Annotated in this window: 18 protein-coding genes and 1 riboswitch; of the genes, 7 read left to right on the top strand and 11 right to left on the bottom strand. The window is 27.6% G+C overall.

Translation table 11 applies throughout. From position 1 onward, the window contains the following. Positions 1-32 precede the first annotated feature (32 nt). The 7 genes from tpiA to Q1J48_RS01890 all read right to left on the bottom strand — a co-directional run bounded on the left by tpiA (position 33) and on the right by Q1J48_RS01890 (position 4,313). The gene (tpiA, locus tag Q1J48_RS01920) at positions 33-788 is read right to left on the bottom strand and encodes a triose-phosphate isomerase (protein WP_300360755.1); all 756 of its coding nucleotides are present in this window, start codon (positions 786-788) and stop codon (positions 33-35) included. A gap of 133 nt (positions 789-921) precedes the next feature. After that, positions 922-1,524 (bottom strand): DUF8042 domain-containing protein, encoded by a 603-nt coding sequence (locus Q1J48_RS01915; protein WP_300328411.1) that lies wholly within the window; start codon positions 1,522-1,524, stop codon positions 922-924. A 10-nt stretch (positions 1,525-1,534) separates the two neighbouring features. Beyond that, a complete protein-coding gene (locus tag Q1J48_RS01910) occupies positions 1,535-1,930 on the bottom strand; it encodes a ComF family protein (protein ID WP_300360753.1) in 396 nt (131 codons plus the stop codon). Positions 1,931-2,150: 220 nt separating this feature from the next. Next, positions 2,151-2,372: a zinc ribbon domain-containing protein gene (locus Q1J48_RS01905; protein WP_300328405.1), complete on the bottom strand. Its 222-nt coding sequence runs from the start codon at positions 2,370-2,372 to the stop codon at positions 2,151-2,153. Further along, positions 2,356-2,730 carry a YraN family protein gene (locus Q1J48_RS01900; RefSeq protein ID WP_300328402.1) on the bottom strand — a complete coding sequence of 125 codons (375 nt, stop codon included), beginning with the start codon at positions 2,728-2,730 and terminating at the stop codon, positions 2,356-2,358. The genes Q1J48_RS01905 and Q1J48_RS01900 overlap by 17 nt, the downstream gene beginning before the upstream one ends. Positions 2,731-2,750: 20 nt before the next feature. Continuing rightward, positions 2,751-3,356, bottom strand: coding sequence for a ribonuclease HII (rnhB, locus tag Q1J48_RS01895; protein ID WP_300328399.1), 606 nt, complete (start codon positions 3,354-3,356; stop codon positions 2,751-2,753). Further along, entirely contained in the window at positions 3,357-4,313 is a 957-nt protein-coding gene (locus Q1J48_RS01890) for an RluA family pseudouridine synthase (protein ID WP_300360752.1), read from the bottom strand. Positions 4,314-4,433: 120 nt separating this feature from the next. Then, positions 4,434-4,612, top strand: a riboswitch (Lysine riboswitch). A gap of 87 nt (positions 4,613-4,699) precedes the next feature. Between Q1J48_RS01890 and Q1J48_RS01885 the strand changes: the two genes are divergently transcribed. After that, the gene (locus Q1J48_RS01885; protein WP_300328394.1) at positions 4,700-6,172 is read left to right on the top strand and encodes a Na+/H+ antiporter NhaC family protein; all 1,473 of its coding nucleotides are present in this window, start codon (positions 4,700-4,702) and stop codon (positions 6,170-6,172) included. A 55-nt stretch (positions 6,173-6,227) separates the two neighbouring features. On the opposite strand, the gene Q1J48_RS01880 is transcribed toward Q1J48_RS01885, so the two are convergent. Further along, positions 6,228-7,085: a sirohydrochlorin cobaltochelatase gene (locus Q1J48_RS01880; protein ID WP_300360751.1), complete on the bottom strand. Its 858-nt coding sequence runs from the start codon at positions 7,083-7,085 to the stop codon at positions 6,228-6,230. Between the two features lie 10 nt (positions 7,086-7,095). Then, on the bottom strand, positions 7,096-8,178 hold the full coding sequence (gene hydE, locus Q1J48_RS01875; RefSeq protein WP_300360749.1) for a [FeFe] hydrogenase H-cluster radical SAM maturase HydE: 1,083 nt from the start codon (positions 8,176-8,178) through the stop codon (positions 7,096-7,098). Positions 8,179-8,391: 213 nt separating this feature from the next. Between hydE and Q1J48_RS01870 the strand changes: the two genes are divergently transcribed. Then, a complete protein-coding gene (locus tag Q1J48_RS01870; protein ID WP_300360748.1) occupies positions 8,392-9,123 on the top strand; it encodes a glycerophosphodiester phosphodiesterase in 732 nt (243 codons plus the stop codon). A 17-nt stretch (positions 9,124-9,140) separates the two neighbouring features. Here the strand turns inward: Q1J48_RS01870 and Q1J48_RS01865 are convergent, their stop codons facing one another. Beyond that, complete coding sequence (locus tag Q1J48_RS01865; protein WP_300360747.1) at positions 9,141-10,142, bottom strand: DNA polymerase III subunit delta; 1,002 nt, start codon at positions 10,140-10,142, stop codon at positions 9,141-9,143. A 75-nt stretch (positions 10,143-10,217) separates the two neighbouring features. Next, positions 10,218-12,647, bottom strand: a complete 2,430-nt coding sequence (locus tag Q1J48_RS01860; RefSeq protein ID WP_300360746.1) for a heavy metal translocating P-type ATPase — start codon at positions 12,645-12,647, stop codon at positions 10,218-10,220. Between the two features lie 174 nt (positions 12,648-12,821). Between Q1J48_RS01860 and ychF the strand changes: the two genes are divergently transcribed. From ychF to Q1J48_RS01835, 5 genes are all read left to right on the top strand, one after another. Continuing rightward, positions 12,822-13,916 (top strand): redox-regulated ATPase YchF, encoded by a 1,095-nt coding sequence (ychF, locus tag Q1J48_RS01855; RefSeq protein WP_300360744.1) that lies wholly within the window; start codon positions 12,822-12,824, stop codon positions 13,914-13,916. A 77-nt stretch (positions 13,917-13,993) separates the two neighbouring features. After that, positions 13,994-14,485, top strand: coding sequence for a YceD family protein (locus Q1J48_RS01850; protein ID WP_300328375.1), 492 nt, complete (start codon positions 13,994-13,996; stop codon positions 14,483-14,485). A 31-nt stretch (positions 14,486-14,516) separates the two neighbouring features. After that, positions 14,517-14,699 (top strand): 50S ribosomal protein L32, encoded by a 183-nt coding sequence (rpmF, locus tag Q1J48_RS01845; RefSeq protein WP_027128777.1) that lies wholly within the window; start codon positions 14,517-14,519, stop codon positions 14,697-14,699. A gap of 155 nt (positions 14,700-14,854) precedes the next feature. Continuing rightward, complete coding sequence (plsX, locus tag Q1J48_RS01840) at positions 14,855-15,859, top strand: phosphate acyltransferase PlsX (protein ID WP_300328368.1); 1,005 nt, start codon at positions 14,855-14,857, stop codon at positions 15,857-15,859. A gap of 19 nt (positions 15,860-15,878) precedes the next feature. Further along, positions 15,879-16,373: thiolase family protein (locus tag Q1J48_RS01835; protein ID WP_498040963.1), on the top strand; the 495-nt coding region annotated here is incomplete at its 3' end.

Genomic DNA, 16,373 nt, shown 5'->3' with positions numbered 1-16,373 from the left:
TTTTAATCCTTCCTACCTAAATAAAAATTTAATTATAATGCAGCCTTAACAATTTCAGAGAAATCTTTAGCAGCTAGAGAAGCTCCTCCGATTAATCCACCATCGATATCAGCTTGTGCAAGTAATTCTTTAGCGTTGCTTGGTTTCATAGATCCACCATATTGAACTGTAATTTCATTAGCAACTTCTTCACCAAACATATCAGCTAATTCAGTTCTGATTGCTTTATGAGTTTCTTCAGCGATTTCAGGAGTAGCTGTTTTTCCAGTTCCGATTGCCCATACAGGTTCATAAGCAATAACAACTTTTTTAGCTTCTTCAGCAGTAAGACCAGCAAGTCCACCTCTTAATTGAGTTTTATTTACATCATTAGTTCTTCCAGCTTCTCTATCTTCTAGTTTTTCTCCGATACAAAGAATTGGAGTCATTCCATGTGCTAATACACATTTAACTTTTTCATTTATAAATTCATTAGTTTCGTTGAAATATTCTCTTCTTTCAGAGTGTCCAAGGATTACATATTCAACACCTATTTCTTTTAACATAACAGGAGAAACTTCACCAGTGTATGCTCCAGATTCTTTAGGGTAAACATTTTCAGCAGCTATTTTGATATTGCTTCCAGCAACAGCTTTAACAGCATCAGAAAGAGCAGTGAAAGGAGCTCCGATAACTATTCCAACAGAATCTATTCCAGCAACAATTTCTTTTAATTCTGTTAACATTTCAACAGCTTCTTTATTAGTTTTGTTCATTTTCCAGTTTCCAGCGATTATTGTTTTTCTCATAACAAATCCTCCTAAAAAAATTTAAAATTATATTATTCTTTACTATTAGATTTTATCATATTCTGAAAAAAAATACTAATTTTGAAAAAGTTAATAAATTCATGTTTTTTGATTAATTTTTATTCAAAAATTATTAAATTGCATGTGTTGATGAGTTTTCATCAATCAGAATATCCTTTTTGTAATTTTCAATATTTTCTCCAAGAGCAGAAAGCATATCTGAAATTTCAAACTCAAGAATATCAAAAGCAGCTTCATAATCACCGCTTTCAAGAGCTTTCATAAGATTGTCATAACTGTTTTTAAAATCTTCTAAAAATTCATTATATCCAACATAAAAAAATTCAATGTAGGTATTTTCTCTAAGACTATATAAAAGATTTAAAGTCCAGTTGAGAAAACTTACAACCTCATTGACTTTCATATCGTAAGTTAGAGGATCTAACTCATAATCTTCTAAAATCTTTAATGTTTTAAAATATTCTTGAATATATTCTTCTAATAAGAATAAAGAGTGAAAAAGAATATTTTTATGACTTTTTGTAAATATCTCAAGTAAAGTTATTTTTGAAACATTTACAATGGAAGTTGTATTAAGAACAACCCCATCAACTATAATAGTTTCGATAATTTTTTCTTCAGCTTTTAATTTTTTTATTATCTCATTAATAAGTTCACCGAAACTATTAAAAGTAGTATTTAATGTAAATTCTTTATTATCAACTAAGATTTTCATTTATTTTCTCCTAAAAAGATTTTTTATAAGAATGTGCCATTGAAAAAGTAAAAATGGTAATACTTTTAGGAGTACCAGAAATTTTTAATTCTTTTATAATCTCTTTTATTGTACTTCCAGTAGTAATAATATCATCTATTATTAAAATATTTTTTTTATTTATATCAATGGGAATATAGAATGCCTTTGAAATATTGTGTTTCCTCATATTTTTATCAAGTAAAAGACTCATATGTTTGGTATTTTTTACTCTCACAATTTTAGAATATTCTATATTTAAAATATCTAATATAAACGAAACTTGATTAAATCCACGAGATAGTAGTCTTTTTTTATTTAAAGGAACAGGAATGATAATATCAATATCATTTTCTAAAATAATTTTTTTTAAATTTTTATCAACCAATTGACTTATAAAAAATCCAAGATATTTCCTATTATAAAATTTATAATTTTTTATTAAACTTTTAAAATTTTGATCATAATCAAAAATATAATACACATCTTTAAAAAATTTTAAAGATGATTGTTCCTTAAAAAGTTTTTGGCATTCCTTACATATATATAATTCTGAATCATCTAAAGTTTTATTACAGACACTACATTTATTATAGTAAAAAAATTTTTTAAGGTGCTGGCTTAGGCTTAGGTGCATCTTTTTTTATTTTTTTAATGTCTTTATCTACAACTTTAGCTGAATAGATCTCTGTATAACCACAATCAGAACAAATTTTTAAATAATAAGTGCCAAAATCAAATTTTAATTTAGAGTCTTTTTCAGGAAAGACAGCAGTTTTTACAAAGTAATTTTCACTCCCACATTTAGGGCATCTAAAATCCAATTTCATCACCTCGCATTATATTTTTAATCCATTCACATTGGTTATTTTTATCAAATGTGATAGCATCAAATCTAAAATTAAAATTTTCAAGATGATTTTTATAGAGAAAGTATTGAGCAGAAAGAAAAATTTTTCTTTGTTTTTGAAAATTGATAGCCTCTAGTCCACTTCCAAAATTTAAAGAAGATCTTTGTTTGACTTCTACAAAAACTATCAAGTTTTCTTTTTTAACAATAATATCAATTTCTCCATATTTACAGTAAAAATTTTTATATAAAAGAGTAAAATTATTTTTTTCTAAAAAATTAAGAGCTAATTTTTCAAAATATTCTCCTTGAGTTCTTTTATTTAAAAAATTTTTCATATTCTCACCTTAAATTTATATTATTTAGATAGAATTTTTTTCAAAAAAGTTTTTCTATGGATAGGTAGCACACCTTTTTCTAGTAAAATTTCTCTATGTAATTTTGTACCATACCCTTTGTGTTTTTCAAAATGGTATTCAGGATAAAGTTCTGCAAATTTTAACATAATTCTATCTCTTGTAACTTTTGCAATAATTGAAGCAGCTGCAATAGATAAAGATTTAGCATCTCCCTTTATAAGAAACTCCTGTTTACCATCATATTTCTTTATAAGCTTATTTCCATCTACTAAAACTGTATCAAACTTAACGTTCTCATCTTTTTTTATATCTTCAATAGCTCTATTCATAGCTATAAAAGTAGCCTCTAAAATATTAAACTCATCAATCTCTTCAACAGAAGCTATACCAATTCCAACATCACAATAAGAAATTATTTTATCAAATAACTCCTCTCTTTTTTTCTCACTAAGTTTTTTAGAGTCGTTTATCCCTTCAAAAAAGTCGTGATATTCGTGAATTTTAACAGCAGCAGCAACAACTGGTCCAGCTAAAGGACCTCTACCAGCCTCATCCACTCCTAAAATACTTCCTTTTTCAATATCAAATTCATAAAGATTACTCATTTATATATCACCATTTTCTTTATTTTTATTAACATCTAATTTTAAATTTTTAGCCACATCTAAAAAATCATCTGGCAAACTTCCAAATATTTTTAATTTCTCATCAGTTATTGGATGTGAAAACTCCAATAAATAAGCGTGAAGCATCTGTCTATTTGCTAATTTTGAAGGACTTCCATAGGTATCATCACCTAAGATAGGATGATTTAAATATTTCATATGTACTCTTATCTGATGAGTACGACCAGTTTCAATATTAACTTTTACTAAAGAAAAATCTTGAACCTCATCAATAATTTCATAATTGCTTATAGCAGGCTTACCATTTATTTCTACAACAGCCATTCTTTTTCTTTCATTTGGATCTCTTCCTATGAGATTTTCAATTCTTCCAGATTTATCTTTAAAATTTCCCTTGCATATAGCAAGATAAGTTTTTCTTATATCCTTCGTTTTAAATTTATCTATCAATTTTTCATAAGCAATATTTGTTTTTGCAATAACTATAAGTCCACTTGTATTTTTATCAAGTCTATGAACAATACCAGGTCTTATTTTATCAGTTTCAATATTTGCTAAGGTAGAAAAATGAAATAAAAGTCCATTGACTAAAGTTCCACTTATAATATCTTGAGCAGGGTGAACCGTTAAATTGGCTGGTTTATTAATAATTGCAATATCATTATCTTCATATACAATATTTAAAGGAATATTTTCAGGCAAAATCTCTTTTGGTATCTCTTCAGGAATAGAAACTTCAATTATTTCATTTCCCTTTAATTTTAAAGATGATTTACTACAAATTTTACTATTTATAGTGATATTTTTATCATCTATAAGTTTTTGAATAAAAGCTCTACTTTTATCAGAAATATTATTTTGCAAGAAAACATCGATTCTTTTTCCTTTAAAACTTTCATCTACATTTAAGATAATTTTTTCCATTAAACTCTCCATATAAAATAAATTATTATATTAATTATAACATTGATAAGAGTAAAATGAAACAAAAAAATGAAAAATAAACATTGACAAAAATAGAGAAAAGATGTTATTATTTTTTTTGGAACAATTAAATATTTTGATAGAGGTTGCAAAAAACATTATTAAATCTTTGGAGTTTTAGCCGAGCATTGATAAGGATTGAAAGGGAATTTTGCCGAAAGATTTAGAGAGGCTTATCTTTGAATACTTGGGATTAGGAAAAATATTTCTAATACTGACATTAGTAAAACTAATGTAGGGCTATCCATTGTAAAGTTAGTTGTAATTTTACTATTTTGAAATTTTGCCTTATATTTTGTATATAAGGTTTTTTTTATTTAGAGAATTAGGAGGGTCGAATGACAAAAACTGAAAAAAAAGGAATTTTTATAGAGATATTAAAACTTTCTCCAGTTGTTTTACTGGGAGTTTTAATGGTTATTATAAAATTAGATTTTCTAATAGCTGCCCCAATAGCAACTATATATGTAGCTATTATAGCTTGGATCACAGAGGGACTTCCTTTTAATGAGATTGTTAATAAAGCTATTGATAGTGTAAAAGAAGTTCAAATTGTATTTTTTATTTTGATGCTTGCCTATGCTATGGCAGAGGCTTTTATGGCCACAGGAGTAGGAGCATCAATCATTATAATGGCTCTTAACTTTGGACTTACAGCCAAAACAATAGCTATGACAGGAATTTTGGTTACAAGTATTTTATCAGTAACTATTGGAACTTCTTGGGGAACTTTTGCAGCTTGTGCACCTATATTTTTGTGGCTAAATCATATTGTTGGTGGAAATGTAGTTTTAACATTGGGAGCTATTGCTGGGGGAGCTTGTTTTGGAGATAACATTGGGCTTATTTCAGATACGACTGTTGTAAGTTCTGGGATGCAAAAAGTAGAGGTTATTCACAGAGTAAGACATCAAGGAGTTTGGTCTTTAGCTTGTTTGGTAGTAGGTGTAATATCTTTTTATTTGGTTTCAGTTGCAATGGGTCTTCCAGATGTAGTTGGAAATGCAAAGGATGCAATAAATGAAATTCCAAAAGATGTATGGATTGCTTTGGCAAAAGAGAGAGAGTCTGCAATTATTTTATTGGAGCAGGTTAAAAAAGGTGTGCCATTATTTATGGGTCTTCCTTTAATTTTTGTTTTTATATCAGCAATAAAAGGTTTACCAACTTTATTATGTTTGTTCATTGGTATAATTAGTTCATTGATCTTTGGACTTTTTGCTGGAACTGTTCCAAGTGTAAGAAATTTTTTAGATCTTATGTATTCAGGTTTTTCAGGAGCCGGTGGAAGTGTAATTGTTATGATGATGTGGATAACAGCTTTTGGTGGAATAATGGGAAGTATAAATGCCTTTGAACCATTATCAAGAGTTGTGAGAAAGCTTTCTAAAAATATAAGACAACTTATGTTTTACAATGGAATATTTACAATTTTAGGAAATGTAGCCTTAGCTGATGAGATGGCACAGATAGTAACTATTGGACCAATAATAAAAAATTTAGTTGATGAAAATGTAGAGGGGTTTGAAGAAGATAAATATAATCTGAGATTAAGAAATGCTTGTTTTAGTAATTCTATGGGGGTATTTGGTTCTCAATTTATTCCTTGGCATACATACACAGTATTTTTTGTAGGGATAGCTAATGTCGTTTATCCATTATATAACTTTGTACCTTCAGATATAATAAAATATAATTTTTTAGCAATAATAACAGTATTTTCACTATTAATTCTTACTCTTACAGGATGGGATAGATTTATACCACTATTTAAATTATCAACAGAACCTGATGTGAGATTAAAAAAATAATAAAATGCCCCACTATCTCAGTTTTAAGATAATGGGGCAATTTTTTTACATAGATTTATTTACTATAAAATAATTTTTTAGCAATTATATCTTCTTTTTTATAGTCTAGTAAAAATTTAGCAAACTCAATAAAAATATTTCTAATCTCTTTTATAGAACCAAGACTTGTAAGATCAACATCAGTTTCAAAACCTTCCTCTATAAATTTCTCTCTCCATTCGATAGCTATATCATTTTTAGCGTGTTCTCCAGATACAAACATAAAAGGAATAAGAGAAACTTTTTTTATATTATCTTTTTTCAAGATTTTTATTACATCTTCTAAACTTGGAAATCCTTCAATAGTTCCTACATAATAATTATAACCTAGATATTTAAAAACATAATCCATACAAGGATAAATAGAATTGCTAGAGTCATGAGTTCCATGTCCTACAAAAACAAGAGAATTTTCCTTTGATGAATTTTTAAAATGAGCATTTAAAATTTGAGCCACATCTAAATAAATATCACTATTATTAAAAAGAGGTGGAGTTATTCTAATCTCTTTAAAATCACTTGAGAAATGTTCTATATTTTTTTGTAGGGCGTCATACTCAATACCAGGAATTATATTGCTAACAATAACTAAAATATGAGTGAAACCATCCTTTTTTAAATTTTCCATAGCCTCAACAGGATTATCAATAAATATTCTTTTTTCTTTTAATTTTTTTTGAATAATTCTTGAAGTGTAACACTCTCTAACTTCAAAGTCAGGAAAAGAGAGTTTAACTTCATTGATTAAAGAATCAATAGTTTCTTTTCTAGTATTTTCATGAGTAGTTCCAAAATTAGCTACCAAAATAGCTTTTTTGTCACAAGTTTCAAAGTTTTCTAAAAAATCTGATTTAATATATCCTTCTAAATACATATACACCTCTCTATTTTTGTCTGTTATAAAAATGTGGGGAATTTCCTTGTTTAAAATAAACAACCTCTTCTCCAACTTCTTTTAAACTTTTTTCCAATGCTAATTTACCTTTTATTGCATCATCATTAAGATTTGGTTTTCCTCTATAAAGTTGATACTTAGGTTTTATATTTTTTGAAGTAGCATTTGGCATAATAACATTTGCTCCAGCTAAAATTCCTTTCTCTCTTCCAAGTGGATCAAGGGCGTGAAGAGCTGTTGTTGCTGCAATGTTAATATCTTTTAGATAAATTCTACAAAGAGCAATCATTTTTAAACTTAGTTGAAATCTTTTTCCATCAGATAAAATATTTCCCAAAGCCTCTTGACCTAAAGGAGTTTCTTCGTGGATAATATAGGGACCCATCCCTATCATATCAATATCATTTTCTTTAAAGAAAATGATATCATTTACTAAGTCTTCATAGGTTTGTCCAGGAAGTCCAATCATTACCCCAGTACCAACTTGATATCCAGCAGTTCTTAAATCTTTTAAAGCCTTGATTCTTCTTTCAAAAGTATGAAATTCATCATTTGGATGAATTTTTTTAAAAAGTTCTCTATTTGTAGTTTCAATTCTCAAAAGATAACGACTAGCTCCAGCCTTTAACCATCTTTTATAAGTATCAAGAGTTTGTTCTCCAAGAGATAAAGTTATTCCTAAAGAATTATTAGAATTTTTTTGTATCTCTACCAAAGTTTCTTCAATAAAATTTACAAATTCAGAGTCATTTCTTTCTCCACTTTGTAAAGCGAGAGAACCATATCCATTTTCATATATCCATTGAGAAATTTCTAGAATATCATCTTTAGTTAACATGAATCTTTCTACATTTTCATTACCTTTTCTTATTCCACAATATCTACAATTTTTTATACAAATATTGGAACATTCAATAAGTCCCCTATAATAGACTTTGTTTCCTATATATTTTAATTTTATTTCATAGGCCTTGTCCAAAAGAAGTTGTAATTCTTGAGGATCTTCTATTTGAATTAATTTTAATAAATCTTCTTTTGAAAGATTTTCCTTTTCCAAAATATCTTTTATCATTAATCATCTCCCAATTAAAAATAATTCTAAAAACTTAGAACTTAAAAGATTACTCTTATATTTTATATTAAAAATATGATTTTGTAAAATTAAATATTATAATTAATATTTGGGTATAATTGACAAAATAATAAAAAATGAATATCATATATTTGTTAGAAATATTCAAAAATTATTTTATTTTTTTGTAAAGAAAAAAGAGAGGCTAAGAAGATGACTAAAAATTTTGCTCATAGAGGATTTAGTGGAAACTATCCAGAAAATACAATGATTGCTTTTAAAAAAGCAGTGGAAGTTGGTGCAGATGGGATTGAGTTAGATGTTCAATTAACAAAAGATGGAGAGGTTGTTATTATCCACGATGAAACAATAGATAGGACAACAGATGGAAGTGGGGCAGTTTCTTCATATAATTATGAAGAATTAAAAAAATTTGATGCATCATTTAAATTTAAAGGGGAATATGGAATAAATCCAATACCAACTTTAAGAGAATATTTTGAATATATAAAAGATAAAGATATAGTTACAAATATAGAGTTAAAAACAGGAGTAAAAGAGTATTTAGGAATTGAAGAAAAGGTTTGGGAACTTATAAAAGAATATAAATTAGAAGATAAGGTTATTATTTCTAGTTTCAATCATTTTTCGATTCTTAGAATGAAAAAAATAGCTCCAAACTTAAAGTATGGATTACTAAGTGAAACTTGGATAATAAATGCAGGAAAATATACTGAAGAGGTAGGGGTTCAATGCTATCATCCCTATTTTCCAAATATGACTAAAGAGATAGTAGAAGAAATAAAATCTCATAATATAGAGATAAATACTTTTACAGTAAATAAAGAGAAAGATATTAGAGATATGATAGATAAGGGGATAGATATAATAATAGGGAACTATCCAGATTTAACAAAACAGATAATAGAGGAATATAAAAAATAAAAAAGGGACTGAGATTATCAGTCCAATTTTTTTTCAAAAAAACTATTTATTAACATTTCAATAGAAATATTTTCATCGACAAGTCCACTTTTGAAATTGTATTCAGCATCAAGACATCTAAGTAATTTATCGTTAAAAAAATCATATGAAAAATTATCTAGATATTTAAGTTTTAAAAATAATGGATACTCAGCAATAAATCTAAAATTATCTTTTTTGAATAGGTTTTTAATATTTGGGTAAACATCAGCTTTAAATTGATTATATGAAACATTTGAAAAGATAATTCCACGTTTTTGTAGATTTTTTAATTTTGCTAGTATTGATATTTCTTCTACAAAAATTGATAGAAATAGCATATAGTTTTTTTCTCTTTGAAGATATTCAATAAGACGCTCTTTTTCTTTTTTATATAAAAATAGTTCAATCAACTTATTTAAACTATATTCGTTACTAACAGATAAAATTTTTATAGATTTTTCAAGATTAAAAGGCTCTCCATTAAGAAAATTTTTAACTTTTTCTATTTCGTTTTTTATTTTATAAAAATCATCTCCCACGATTTCTAAAAATTTTTCAGCCTCGTATTGAGAGCAAGAAAGTTCCTTAGTTATATAAAACTCGAGAGATTTTTTTTCTAGAGCTTTTCTAGCTGGGATAATTTCAGCAATTTTTTCAGCATTTTTAAGAGATGTTTTATCTATCTCGTTGGTAGCTTTTCCGAAATCTCCTAAAAACTCCTCATATAATAAAATAATTATTTTTTGTGAATAATTAAATTCCCCTAAAGATTTTATAAATTTAGAAACATCTTTGATTTTTTCCAATCTTTTAATAGTTATTAAAGTTAATGGTGAAAACATACTATTTGAAGATAGAGCTAAAAATATATCATCAATATTATCTTGGGAGATATCGAAATACTGTTCGACAATCTGTGGGTTTTCACTTTTTATTTTTTTATAAAGTTCTTCATATTTTAATTGAAGAGGTATATCTCCGTATAAAAAATATATCAAAATATCACTTCCTTAAAAAAAGCTATCTTAAAAATAATTAAGATAGCTTTATTATATCATAAAAAATATTTTTGATTATAATTTTTTTGTCATAAGTATACGAGAAGCGTTTAATACTGCTAGTAGAGAAACTCCTACATCGGCAAAGATAGCAAGCCACATATTAGCTAGTCCAAGTATACCTAAGATCATCACAATAATTTTTATTCCAAGAGAGAAAACTATATTTTGGAATACAACCTTTTTATTAAGTTGAGCCAATTTTAAAAGCTGAACTATTTTATAAGGATCATCTTGAAGTAAAACAACATCAGCAGATTCGATAGCAATATCACTACCCATTCCTCCCATAGCAATACCAACATCAGCTAGAGATAAAACAGGAGCATCGTTTATACCATCTCCAATATATATAACTCCCTCATTTTTAGTTTTAATTTTTTCAAAAGTTGCAACCTTGTCTTGAGGTAAAAGATTAGAATATATATTTTCAGGATCCATATTTAGACTACTAGCAATCTTTTTAGCAGATACTTCATTGTCACCAGTAAGCATAAATGATTTTACTTTCATTTTTGAAAGTTCAGAAATTGTTTGTTTAGAATTAGTTTTTATAATACTATTGAAACTAATAGTTCCTATTAAAATACCATTTTCAGCAATATATATCATCGAATTTTCTTCAACACTTACATTTGATAGAGAGATATTATTTTCAACCATCAATTTTTTATTTCCAACAAGAAGAGAGTTGTTTTTATATTGGCAAGATATTCCTTTTCCTGAGATTTCTTGATAATTTTTTATATTATTCTCATCGATCTTTATATCATTAGATTTAAGAATAACCTTTGCTAAAGGATGGTTTGAATAGATTTCCCCAGCTTTAGCAAGTTCTAAAACTTTTTCTTTTGAGTTAGAATTAAAAGCAGAGATAGTTTCTATTTGGAAACTATTTTCTGTAAGTGTACCAGTCTTATCAAATACAACAGCCTCTATATTTTTTAATCTTTCTAAAAAGTTTCCACCTTTTATAAGAATACCATTTTTTGAAGCATATCCAATACTACTAAAGAAAGTAAGTGGAATAGATAAAACTAAAGCACAAGGGCAAGAGATAACTAAGAATATTAGAGATCTACCCAACCAAGTTTTAAAATCTCCTAAAAATAACGGGAAGATAAAAGCAACAACAAGGGCTGTGGCCACTACAACAGGAGTATAATATTTAGCAAACTTTGTAATAAATTTTTCAGTATGAGCTTTTTTATCTCCAGCCTCTTCAATCATTTCAACTATCTTATTTATAGTAGAATTTTTATAAAGTTTAGTAGCTTTTATTTCTAAAACTCCATCAATATTGATACTTCCACTTAAGACCTCATCATTTTCTTCTATATATATAGGTAGAGATTCACCAGTTAATGCAGAGAGATTAAGATTTGATTTACCAGAAACTACAACTCCATCAACAGGAATACTTTCCCCAGCCTTTATAATTAAAATATCATTTACCCTAATTTCTTCAGGAGTTATTTTTTTAATACTACCATCTGAAGTTTTTAAGTTAGCAGTTACAACTTTTAATTTTAAAAGATTTTCAATAGAGTTTTTAGAGTTATTAACGGCTTTATCTTGGAAATATTCACCTATTTTATAGAATATCATTACTCCAACAGCCTCGCTATACTCACCGATACCAATAGAACCAATAGTGGCTATTGACATTAAAAAGTTTTCATCTAAGAAATTTTTTCTTTTAATATTAAGAAGTGATTTATATAAAACATCACTACCAACCATAAAATAAGCAATGATATAAGTGATTATTTTAATATTTTCTACTTTAATAAAATAAGCAGAAATAAATAATAAAATTCCAATTACAAGGAATAATTTTTCAAAGTTAATTTTTTTTATAAAGCTTTCTTTTTGATGATGGTGAGAACTACAATCACAAGAGGAATCATGACACACTTTATTTTCATTTGAATAATTTATATGAGTGTGATCTGAATGCTTAGGAATAATTTTTTTACTTGGACTTTTGATGATAACTTCTTTTTCAATTCCTTGAGCAATATCATTAATTTTTCTTATAAAATCATTTTCATTAGTTTCACCATTAACAGTGATTAAATATCTTTTAGCTAAAAAGTTAAGAGAGCACTCTTTAACTTCTTCAAGCTTAGAAATAGCCTCAGTGATTTTTTCAGCACAGTGAGCACAATGTAAATTTTCAACAGAAAGTTTTAATGTTAGGTTTTCCTTTTCAACATTTGAAGGATTTTTAATAGTAACTCCATCTTCAATAGATTGAGCAAGATTATTAACCTTCTTAATAAATTCATTTATATTAATTTCATCTTTAATAGTAACTGAAAATCTTTTGGCTAAAAAGTTTAATGAACATTGTTCAACCTCTTCAAGTTTAGAAATAGCTTCTGTGATTTTTTCACCACAATGAGCACAATGTAGATTTTCTACGGATAATTTTATATTCATAACAGGCCTCCTTAAAGTATATAGGGGTATACCCTATATTTTGATTTTAGCATAATTGACAAAATAAGTCAAAATAATTTTAAAAAATTTTTTGAAGAATAAGTAATTTACAAATTAAAGTATTTATGATAAAATTTAGAGTAAAGTAAAATTTTGTAGGAGGAAAGGGACAGAATGATAGGAATAGGAATAGTTGGATTACCTAATGTAGGAAAGTCTACTCTTTTTAATGCAATAACAAAAGCTGGAGCAGCAGAAGCTGCAAACTATCCTTTTTGTACAATAGAGCCAAATGTAGGGATGGTAACAGTACCTGATGAAAGATTAGAAAAATTATCTGAGATAATAAATCCACAAAGAATATTAAATGCAACAGTAGAGTTTGTTGATATAGCTGGATTAGTTGCAGGAGCTTCAAGAGGAGAAGGTTTAGGAAATAAATTTTTATCAAATATCAGAGGAACAGCTGCAATATGCCAAGTTGTTAGATGCTTTGATGATGAAAATGTAGTCCATGTAAATGGGAAAGTAGATCCTATAAAAGATATAAATGTTATAAATGGAGAATTAATTTTAGCTGATTTAGAAACTGTTGAGAAAGCTTTAGAAAAAAATAAAAAACTTTTAGTGGCAAAAAATAAAGATGCTATGAAATTAGTTCCAATTTTAGAAAAATGTCATAAACATTTAATGGAAGAAAAACTTTTAAAAACATTAGACCTTACTGATGACGAAAAAGATATTTTAAAAGTTTATCAATTCTTAACAATAAAACCGATGATATTTGTAACAAATGTATCAGAAGATGATATAGCAACAGGAAACCAATATGTAGATCAAGTGAAAGAATATGCAGCAAATTTAGGTTCAGAGGTTGTAATTGTATCAGCTAAAGTTGAGGAAGAGTTACAAGAGATGGAAGAAGAAGACAAAAAAGAATTTTTAGAAAGTCTAGGAGTTGAAGAAGCAGGACTTAACAGACTTATAAAAGCAGGATTTAAATTATTAGGTTTACAAACATATTTTACTGCAGGAGTAAAAGAAGTTAGAGCTTGGACAATCAATATAGGAGATACAGCTCCAAAAGCAGCTGGAGTTATCCATACAGATTTTGAAAGAGGATTTATAAGAGCAAAGGTTTGTTCTTATGAAGATTTTGTAAAACTTGGTGGATGGAAGGGTGCTCAAGAAGCTGGAGTAATGAGACTTGAAGGTAAGGATTATATAGTTCAAGATGGAGATTTAATGGAATTTTTATTTAATGTATAATAAAATATAAAATCTTCTTGACAAAAAACAAAAAAACGTGTAGAATAAATAGGTATCACAATAATAGGGGGCTTGTTATGAAAATAAAATTAAGCGAAATAGATGTTGTGAACTCAAAAAGTTTTAATTTTACAATATCTCAATTAGATGATGTAGATTTATTAGAAGATATTACAGTAAAAGGAACTATACAAAAAGAAAAAAATGAATATATAATATTTGGTAAATATTCAGCAAAGTTTTTGACTACTTGTGTAAGATGTCTTTCAGATCTTGAAATAGAATTAAAAGATAAAGATTTTTATGGAGTGGCGATAACTGAGAAAGATTATCAAAAATATTTAGATAGTTTGGATAAACAAGGTTCAATGGATGATAAAGACTACATTGAGGTACAAAATGATGAAGTTGATATCACAGAACTTGTAAGAGAGCAGTTAATATTAGATATGCCCCAATATCCCTCTTGTACTCCGAAATGCGAAGATGAGAGTTTCTTAGAAAAGTATTCTGGAGAAGAGACAGATTCAAGATGGGCAGGACTGATGAATATAAAAATAAAAAATTAAAAATATGAATTTGTGAGGAGGGGGAAACTAAATGGCAGTACCTAAGAAAAAGACTTCAAAAGCTAAAAAAAATATGAGAAGATCTCACCATGCAATCGCAGGAACTACTCTAGTTACTTGTGAAAAATGTGGAGCTACTAAAAGACCTCATAGAGTTTGTTTAGAGTGTGGAGATTATAACGGAAAACAAGTACTAAATGCATCAGCAGAATAGTCGAGATAAAAAAAGCAAGTGGATTTAACCAACTTGCTTTTTTTATAATATTAAATATAACACTTGTTATATTATTGTGGAAAAATGAAAAAAATTTTATATAATTAGCAAATTATGGTATAATTGATTAAAGTTTATAAGAAGAGGTGCATTTTATGAAAATAGTTGTAGATGGAATGGGAGGAGATAAAGGAAGCGAAGAGATAATAAAAGGGATAGCTTTAGCTCTTAAAGAAATGCCAGATATAAATATTACAGTAGTAGGAAAAGAAGAGAAGTTAAATTCAATAATTTCTACTATGAATTTAGATAGAGAACGTCTTGAGGTGGTTAATGCAACAGAGGTTATAGAGATGGATGATGATCCAGTTCAAGCTGTTAGAAAGAAAAAAGACTCCTCTTTAAATGTAGGTTTACAACTTGTAAAAGATGGAATGGGAGATGCTTTTGTGTCAGCAGGAAATACAGGAGCACATATTTCAGCTAGTCAGTTAAAACTTAGAAGAATAAAAGGGATCTTGAGGCCAGCAATAGCAACTGTTTTTCCTTGCAAAAATGGAAACTTTGTATTTATGGATATGGGGGCTAATGCAGATACCAAGGCTGAATTTATAAATCAATTTGCTTTAATGGGAAGTAAATTTGCTGAAGATATTTTAAAAAAAGAAAAACCAGTGGTTGGGCTTTTAAATATTGGAAGTGAAGAGGGAAAAGGAAATGAGGTAACAAGAGAGGCTTACAATCTACTAAAAGAAAATAAAAATATAAATTTTATTGGAAATATAGAGAGTAGAGATATGATGAATGGAAAAGTTGATGTTATTGTTACTGATGGCTTTACAGGAAATATGGTTTTAAAAACAGCTGAGGGAGTATCTAAATTTATTTTTGATGTTTTAAAAGAAGAGATAATGGGAAGTTTTTTTGCAAAAATAGGATTTTTATTTATGAAAAAAGCTTTAAAGAAAATGAAAAATAAAATGGATTCTTCAGAGTATGGAGGAGCTTTATTTTTAGGGCTTAATGGAATATCTATAAAAGCTCATGGAAATTCAGATGCAGTTGCTTTTAAAAATGCTATAAAAGTTGCTAATGAATTTGCTAAAAATAAATTTGTTGAAAAGTTAAGTTCTACTTTTGAAGAAAAAATAGAGAATTAATTTATAGGAGGAATAATAAGTGATAAATAATGTAGGAATATTAGGATTCGGTAAATATGTTCCTGAAAAAATTATGAGTAACGCTGATTGGGAAAAATTAGTAGATACTTCAGATGAATGGATTACAACAAGAACTGGAATAAAAGAAAGAAGATTTGTAGAAGAGGGGCAAGGGACATCAGACCTTGGTGCAGAAGCAGCTAAGAAAGCTTTAAAAGATGCAGGACTTGAGGCAAAAGATATTGAGCTAATAATATTGGCTACTTGTTCAGCTGATTATAGAGTACAAAACTGTTCTTCTTTAATTCAAAAGAAAATAGGGGCAGTAAATGCAGCAGCTTTTGATATACAAGCAGCTTGTAGTGGATTTATATATTCTCTTACAGTTGGAAAAGCTTTAATTCAAAGTGGTATGTATAAAAAAATACTGGTAATTGGAGCAGAATCTATTTCTAGATTAGTGGATATGCAAGATAGAAATACAGCTATTCTTTTTGGAGATGGAGCGGCAGCA

The sequence above is a fragment of the Fusobacterium sp. genome (assembly GCF_029258315.1).
In the GTDB taxonomy this organism is placed as follows: Bacteria; Fusobacteriota; Fusobacteriia; order Fusobacteriales; family Fusobacteriaceae; genus Fusobacterium_B.
This window is presented reverse-complemented; position numbering and strand designations above follow the sequence as displayed.